The organism is Klebsiella sp. HN106 (assembly GCF_051209435.1).
GTDB classification, from domain to species: domain Bacteria; phylum Pseudomonadota; class Gammaproteobacteria; order Enterobacterales; family Enterobacteriaceae; genus Klebsiella; species Klebsiella oxytoca.
On sequence record NZ_JBLURD010000297.1, the window covers coordinates 1 to 278 of the forward strand.

The 278-nt window shown below is 57.6% G+C and carries 1 protein-coding gene; it reads left to right on the top strand.

All coding sequences use genetic code 11. From position 1 onward, the window contains the following. On the top strand, positions 1-180 hold a 180-nt coding region (locus ACSIPU_RS31290), incomplete at its 5' end, for a methyltransferase (protein WP_435322591.1). Between the last annotated feature and the right edge of the window lie 98 nt (positions 181-278).

Consider the following 278-nt stretch of genomic DNA (forward strand, 5'->3'; position numbering starts at 1 on the left):
TGGCAGATGTTTAACGACGCCCGCCGCAGCCTGAAATACGGCGGCGAGCTGTACGTCGTCGGCAACCGTCATCTCGACTACTTCCGTAAGCTGAAGCGCGCTTTTGGTAACTGCACGACGATTGCGACGAACAATAAGTTTGTCATTTTGAAAGCAACGAAGGTGCGTAAACAGCGCTGATGCATGTCGCTGCTTCTCCCGGCTTGCGGCTGTCGCCTTAGCCGGGCTACCGACTGTCGCCTTAGCCGGGCTACCGACTGTCGCCTTAGCCGGGCTAC